At 62.0% G+C, this 7,129-nt stretch carries 6 protein-coding genes and 1 pseudogene; 4 read left to right on the forward strand and 3 right to left on the reverse strand.

Annotation, left to right across the window (positions count from 1 at the left end; all coding sequences use genetic code 11):
- The first annotated feature begins 178 nt into the window (after positions 1–178).
- Genes U4E84_RS11225 through U4E84_RS11240 form a run of 4 tightly spaced genes read left to right on the forward strand, consistent with a single transcriptional unit; the run spans position 179 to position 4,331 of the window.
- Positions 179–1,372 (forward strand): extracellular solute-binding protein, encoded by a 1,194-nt coding sequence (locus U4E84_RS11225; protein WP_345785510.1) that lies wholly within the window; start codon positions 179–181, stop codon positions 1,370–1,372.
- Positions 1,373–1,385: 13 nt separating this feature from the next.
- A complete protein-coding gene (locus U4E84_RS11230; protein ID WP_322532183.1) occupies positions 1,386–2,270 on the forward strand; it encodes a sugar ABC transporter permease in 885 nt (294 codons plus the stop codon).
- A gap of 1 nt (position 2,271) precedes the next feature.
- Positions 2,272–3,180: a carbohydrate ABC transporter permease gene (locus tag U4E84_RS11235; RefSeq protein WP_322532184.1), complete on the forward strand. Its 909-nt coding sequence runs from the start codon at positions 2,272–2,274 to the stop codon at positions 3,178–3,180.
- Between the two features lie 2 nt (positions 3,181–3,182).
- The gene (locus U4E84_RS11240; RefSeq protein ID WP_322532185.1) at positions 3,183–4,331 is read left to right on the forward strand and encodes an ABC transporter ATP-binding protein; all 1,149 of its coding nucleotides are present in this window, start codon (positions 3,183–3,185) and stop codon (positions 4,329–4,331) included.
- A 340-nt stretch (positions 4,332–4,671) separates the two neighbouring features.
- On the opposite strand, the gene U4E84_RS11245 is transcribed toward U4E84_RS11240, so the two are convergent.
- From U4E84_RS11245 to U4E84_RS11255, 3 genes and pseudogenes are all read right to left on the reverse strand, one after another.
- Complete coding sequence (locus U4E84_RS11245; RefSeq protein WP_322532186.1) at positions 4,672–5,160, reverse strand: MauE/DoxX family redox-associated membrane protein; 489 nt, start codon at positions 5,158–5,160, stop codon at positions 4,672–4,674.
- Between the two features lie 242 nt (positions 5,161–5,402).
- Positions 5,403–5,639, reverse strand: a complete 237-nt coding sequence (locus U4E84_RS11250; RefSeq protein ID WP_322532187.1) for a hypothetical protein — start codon at positions 5,637–5,639, stop codon at positions 5,403–5,405.
- Positions 5,640–6,119: 480 nt separating this feature from the next.
- Positions 6,120–6,728: pseudogene (locus U4E84_RS11255) on the reverse strand (hypothetical protein); the annotation flags it as partial.
- Positions 6,729–7,129 lie beyond the last annotated feature (401 nt).

The raw sequence follows: 7,129 nt of genomic DNA on the forward strand, positions 1-7,129 counted from the left end.
ATCACTTGGTTGACTCATGTGGATGAAATCAAACGACGTCTCGAGACACGAACTTTCGCGCCGGACCACGCTCTCTGCGGCCGGCGCTGCGCTAGGACTTACGGGCCTCGCCGGATGTATGGGCGGTGGGAGCGCCGAGTTTTCACCGATCGCCGAGGAGCTCACCGCCTGGCACGCGATGGGCGGGACGAACCGTGACACACTCGACTCGATCGCGGAAGACTTCGAGGAGGAAACCGGTCTCGAGGCGAACATGGAGTTCAAAGACACCTACGAGAACGTCCTCTCCGACACGCTCTCCGCGTTCGATTCGGGAGAAGTCGCCGACATGTTCCAGGTCGACAGCCTGTTCGCCCAGCAGTTGCTCGACACGGGGAACGTCCGACCCGTCGCCGAGATTCTCCCAGACGACTTCGACACCGACGAGTATCTCGACAACGTGGCCGAGTTCTTCACCGTCGACGGCGAACTCGCCTCGCTCCCGTTCAACAACTCGAACGCCATCATGTACATCAACCGCGAAGCGTTCGAGGAAGCCGGCCTCGACCCCGATGACCCACCGAGCACGCTCGCGGAGGTGCGGTCGGCCTCCGAAACCCTCGTGGAGGAAGAAGTCACCCAGTTCGGGATCACCTGGCCGAACCACGTCTGGTTCGTCGAGACGTGGTACGGATTCGAAGGGGAACTCATGACCGACGGCGAGAACGGTCACTCAGGAGACCCCTCGACGTTCCACACGCCCGACGCAATCCACGACCTCTACGAGTGGTGGCAGGGAATGGACGAAGACAATCTCTACACGAATCCCGGAATCGAGGCGTGGGGAGAAGCCACCACGCTCTTCATCGAGCAGGAGGTGGGGATGCTCCTCACGAGCACTGCGTCCGTCGCCGGGCTGATCGCCGACTCGGAGGACGAGGGCTTCACCGTTGACGCAGCGCCGTACCCGGGGATCAATGAAACCCGCGTCGGCCCGGTCATCGGGGGAGCGTCGTTCTACGTCCCCGACGGCCTCTCTGACGAGCGGTATGAGGAAATCGGTCAGCTGCTCCAGTACCTGTCGGAGCCGGAGGTACAGACGGAGTGGCACAAGGGGTCGGGATACTATCCGATAACCCAGTCCTCCGTGGACTCGCTCACCGAGGAGGGGTGGTTCGATGAGAACCCGGCGTACGCCGTCACGCTCGAACAGCTTCAGAACGGTGATGCGTCTGACCCCGCCACGAAGCGGGCGCTGCTTGGGCCTGCCCGGGAGGTTCAAACGGTGATCCAAGACAAGTCGGTCGACATTATCGGTGCCGACGACATCGAGGCCGAGATCGAGTCGATGAAATCCGAGGTCGAAACGGTGCTCGAAGAGTACTACGAGTAACCGATAGAAGTACATGTCCACACGCGAAATCTTCGACAGCCGGCTGGAAGCGCTCCTGCTTCTCGGACCGACTGTCGTCGTCTCCCTCGTCTTTCTCTACTATCCGACCGCGCTCGCGTTCCAGACGAGTTTTTTCGACTCCGGGTTCGGTCAGGTCCCGACGTTCGTCGGGTTCGAAAACTACGTGTCGCTCCTGACGAGTTCAGCGTACCATTCCAGCGTGCTCCTGTCGGTGCTTTTCGCGGCGCTCGTGGTCGTCGGCGTCATTACCAGCTCGCTGTACATCACGTTCCTCATCCACGAAGTCGACACCGGTCAGAGCTGGTACCTGGTCTCGGTCATCTGGCCGTACGCGCTGCCGCCGGCGGTGGCGGCCCTCGTGTTCCTGTTCATTTTCCACCCGACGCTCGGCGTGCTCACCGGACCGATAGAGTCGCTCGGGGTGGATGTCGACTGGTTCAACGACGGACCACAGGCGTTCGTCGTCGTGATGCTCGCGGCGATCTGGAAACAGATCGGGTACAACGTGATTTTCATGATCGCTGCGATGAACAACATCCCCAACTCATTGACCGAGACGGCCAGACTCGACGGCGTCGGACGGCTCCGGCGGCTCGTCTCAGTGTACGTTCCGATCATGACTCCGACGCTGTTTTTCCTCGTGATCATCAACACGATATACGCGTTCTTCAGCACGTTCGCGTTCGTTGATCTGCTCACTGGCGGTGGCCCATCGAACGCGACGAACATCCTGATATTCGACCTGTACCGTGAGGCGTTCTCGTATTTCAACTTCGGGAGCGCCTCGGCAAAATCGGTCGTGCTGTTCTTTGTCGTGGCCGTTCTGATGTTGATTCAGTTCAGACTGACCGAAGAATACTCACACTACGGGGCCTGACATGACGGGACTACTCCAGCAGGCGAAACGACGATTCGAATCGGTGCGGGAAACCAGTGAAGACGCGGGCGAATCGGGGACGCGGGGCTTGCTCGGCGGCGTCAAGCTGAACGCTGTCCATCCGCAGCTCTGGCTTCTAGCGGGTCTCGTCGTGTTTCCGATCTTCGTCGCGGTGATCGTGAGCACGAAACAGGAGGGGATCGTCACGAGCGTCCCCGACCTGCTTCCGGGTACCTACGCGCTTGAGAACTACCGGGAGGCGGTCGTCGATTACGGCTTCGGCCGCTTCATGTGGAACTCGCTCCTCATGTCCGTCATCATTGTCGTCGGCAAACTCACCATCTCGGTGTTCGCTGCGATGGCGATCGTGTACTATCGCGTCCCGTACAAGGACTTGGTTTTCCTGTTCATTCTGTTCACCCTCCTGTTGCCCGTTCCGGTCCGCTTCGTTCCCCTGTATCAGCTGATCAACGACTTCGGCTGGAACAACAGCATGCTCGCGATCACTGTCCCGTATCTTGCGAGTGCGACGACTGTCTTCATTCTGCGACAGCACTTCCTGTCGATCCCGACATCGATCGTCGAAACCGCCAAACTCGATGGCGTAGGCCCGGTGAAGTTCATGGTTCAGGTACTCGTTCCGATGTCCAAAAGCGTCCTCGTCGGCGTTTCGGTCATCATGTTCGTCTACGCTTGGAACCAGTACCTCTGGCCGCTGATCATCATCGAATCGGAGGCGAATCAGGTGGCGCAGGTGGGGCTCCAGCTACTTCAGGGAGACGTTCAGGGCGGGAACCTGTCGTGGTCACTGGTGATGGCCGGATCGGTGCTCACGCTCCTCCCGCCGCTCGTGCTGATGATCCTCTTCCGAAAACCGCTCTTGGAGACGTTCACGATTCAACAAAAGTAACAATGACGACGCTCAAACTCGAAAATCTACGGAAGGAGTACGGTGACGTGGTCGCAGTAAAGGGACTGGACCTGTCCATTCGAGACGGGGAGTTCCTCGTCATCGTCGGTCCCAGCGGATGCGGGAAAAGTACGACGCTCCGCCTGCTCGCCGGACTCGAAACGGTGACCGACGGCGCAATATGGATGGACGATCGCGAGGTCACGAACACGGAGCCGAAAGACCGGAACGTCGCGATGGTGTTCCAAAACTACGCGCTGTACCCGCACATGACCGGGCGACGGAACATCACGTTCGGGATGAACTCTAGCGGATCGTACTCCGACGAGGAAATCGACCGTCGGGTTGCCGAGGCCGCCGACACGCTCGACATCACCGATCTCTTGGACCGCAAACCGCAGGCCATGTCGGGCGGCGAGCGCCAGCGCGTCGCGCTCGGCCGCGCCATCGTCCGCGATCCCGACGCGTTCCTCATGGATGAGCCGCTCTCGAACTTGGACGCGAAGCTACGGATTCAGATGCGGGCGGAGCTCGCTCGGCTCCACGCGGAGTTCAACACGACCACGGTGTACGTCACGCACGACCAGACGGAGGCGATGACCCTCGGCGAACGTGTCGTCGTCATGAATGACGGCGAGATCATGCAGGTCGATCCGCCACAGACGCTGTACGATTACCCGAAAAATCGGTTCGTCGCGGAGTTCATCGGCGACCCGGCGATGAACATGCTCGATGTCGTCGTCGAACACGATTTCGCGGTCCACGAGGCGTTCCGGTTGCCGCTCCACCGAGAGGAGGCGGACGGAAGCGGCGTCGACCTCGGGACGACCCGCGACGCGGTGCTCGGGATTCGGCCCGAGGACCTCTACCTCGCGGCCGAACGCCCCGACCTCGGCAAGACCGAGTTCACCGCGCGAGTCGACGTGACCGAGCCGCTCGGGGACAATCTGCTCGTCCACTGCTCCGTCGGCGACGACCTGTTCAAGATGCAGGCCGCACCCCGATCGTCGCTCGAACCCGGTGGAACGGTGAGCGTGACCTACGACCCGGCACGGCTCCACCTCTTCGATCCGGAAACCGGTGACGCGTTCTACCACTCCACGGAAAGCGTCTCGTCCGACGAGTCGGTCGAACGGGCGACGACCGACTGAGCGCTCTCGCTGCAATTCCGTGGCGTGAGACCACCCTATAATATCTCCCGCTCCGGCCTGTACGATCCGGTCTGCTCGGCCCCTCCCTCTACGTCGCGATCACGCGCGCTCCTGCTCGTCCCGTTGGTTCTCGGACTCCGCGTCCTCTGAGACATCGTTAATGATGCGCGCGCGATCCGCCGCAAGCGTCGGGTTGGAGAGCTGACGCCACCCGATGGCGAGGAGGCGTCCGATCGGGCCTCTCCCGATTCGGGGGAGACCGACGCCCGCGACGAGCGCAAAGACAGCGAACCCACCGTGACGTGTCTGGAGTGCGAGGGGCCAACGACGCCGCGCTCGACTACTGTCGCCGCTGCGCCTCACCGCTTCTCTCCGGCGGCTGACCGTCGCCGTCGACCGGTTCCGGCCGGGTGTGCCACCACGCCCAGAGCACCAGCACGGCCTGCAACGGGAGCCGCACCCACGCAGCCACGCGAGCGATCCCGGCGAGCCGGTCCGGAGCAAACTCCGCCGCCACGTCGTCGGTCGCCATGTGGACGTTCGCCGGGAAGACGGCGACGAGCAGCGCGACGATCCCCCACGCCGACGCGCGCCGCGTCCGGTCGAACTGCATCCCGAGACCGAGGAGTATCTCGGCGACTCCGGAGAGGTAGACGAGCGCCCGCGGCCGGGGAAACTCCGGCGGAACGGCCCGGGCGAAGGAGTCCGGCGCAAGGAAGTGGGCCACGCCCGCGACGACGTAGCTCGCGCCCATCACGCGGCGGAGGGCGGGCTTCCGTCGTGCGAGCCGACCGGATGAGTCGGTGTGTGGCTCCGTGTCGTCCCTCATCCGCGTGGATAGCGACGGGAGGCTAATGAGCGTTCTCCCGGTTCGGGGGGTGACTTCGCGGCAGCTCGCGGACGCAGCCCATGTCGCTGAGTCGGATCATCCGCCGGTCGATGCGCGCGTCCCATCGGGCCGTCGCTTTCGGGGCTGACCCGTTCCCGGATCGTTCCCGACCCCATTCGTCCGCGTGAAAAATGCGGCCGATCGCAGTTGTCGTACTGTGTCTCCCGATTTACAGCGAGCGATCAATCCGTTTCGTGGTCCTGCTCTCGGCTTTTCCGCTGGCGTTGTTGGTCACGGATCGCGCTCGAGAACGCCAACAGCGTCGGCGGCCACAGGCCGATGAACAAACCGTAGTGTTTGTTCCCACGCACGTAAAACTGGTACCACGCCAGTGCTACGGATCCGATCGCCGCTAAGATTGCTGGATCGTAGCCGGTTCTCTCCGTGATCTCTTCGGCCGCTCCTTTGTCTTTCTCCATCACCGGTTCGTTGGACTCCCCCGTGTTTTGTTATAGGCTGTTAACTTTCACAACTCGCCGGATCTCATTTGTAACTCGACCTTTCCGTCGACGGCGACTGCTTCTCTCCGATAGCGATAATGTCCCGGCCGTGTGGGTAGAAATTCGCGTCGGTCACGTCGCCGTCTCCCCTCGACCGGCATGCCTGCCGCTCGGTTGCCAGCGCCTACCGATGCACGCCCGCTCGTCCGGCCGACGTACCCTCGTCTGCGGTCGCGTTACTCCCACCGTACGACGCTCCTGAGGTTCGCGTCCGTTCGCTCATACGATCGTCGCACGCTCTCGTTGTACCGTAACCCGCGTTTCGCGGCCGCCTTCCCGGAGGCGACCACTCAGATCGGGGGCCGATTACTCGGTGGAAAGACCGCCCGTCGGGTCACGTTCGGTATCGTGACCGCTCTCGCCGTCGGACGTCGGCATCTCGGACTTTCCGGAACGGGCCCACCGATCGATGTTCTCCTCGACGTACGCTTTGCCACCGAGGCCGAAGGCGATCCCCACGCCGAGGGCGAGCGCCACGGCGATGCCCCACGAGATCGCTCTCACGAACACGAACAGGATGTCGACGTCGATGCCCATCGTATCGAGACCGATGACGATCGCGACGAAGTACAGGAAAAACTGGACGCCCGAGGCGAACCAACTCGTGTACCGGGTCCGCGTTGCGGCCTGCGTGCGCATGATCGCGTCGCCGACTTCATCGGCGACGACGAATCCGAGGATGATGACTAACAGTCCAGCGACGAACGCTGGCAAGTACGATACGGCGGTGTTGATCCACTCCGAGAGGATGGCGATCGCGAGCACGTCCGCGGCCGCGAGAATCGCCAGCGCATAGACGAACCACCTCGCGAGCGTCCTGAATGCGCGTGACACCGCCCGCTCAGTACCTCCCAAAATTGCACCGAGGGGCGTATCGAGCACCATTTGATCGAGTTGCACCTTGTCGGCGAGTCGCGTCACGAAACCGCCCAGTGTGCGCCCGATAATCCATCCGATGAGGAGGATGAGGAGCGCGCCTACCAACCGCGGGAGGAACTCGATGGCTATCTACAGGGCCTCTCTGAACTGTTCTCCGATCGTTTCCACCTGCGCGATGACACCCCGGGTGCTCCGTTCGTGGCACACGCGCTCTCTTCACCCCGTGCCCAAATTGTTAGATAGTATATGTCCGAAATATGGACAACCCAAACCTGGAGGAAACGTCTGCAGTCTTCCGGTTTGGACGCGGGAAGACGCTCCCCTCGCTTCGCTCAGGACCGCGATACGTCTGCTCACATAGGGACGGCGTGGCAGAGGAGTTACGTCTCCGAGGAGTCGCTGTCGCCGTCGGTCTCGTCCGAGTCCGTCTCGTCGCCTTCCACCATCTTCTCTGCCATCTTCTCGCCGGTTTCTTCAGCCTGTTCTGACGCTTTCTCGCCGGTTTCTTCAGCCTGTTCTGACGCTTTCTC

Origin of the sequence: Halorubrum sp. AD140, assembly GCF_034497445.1 — an archaeon.
Lineage (GTDB): Archaea > Halobacteriota > Halobacteria > Halobacteriales > Haloferacaceae > Halorubrum.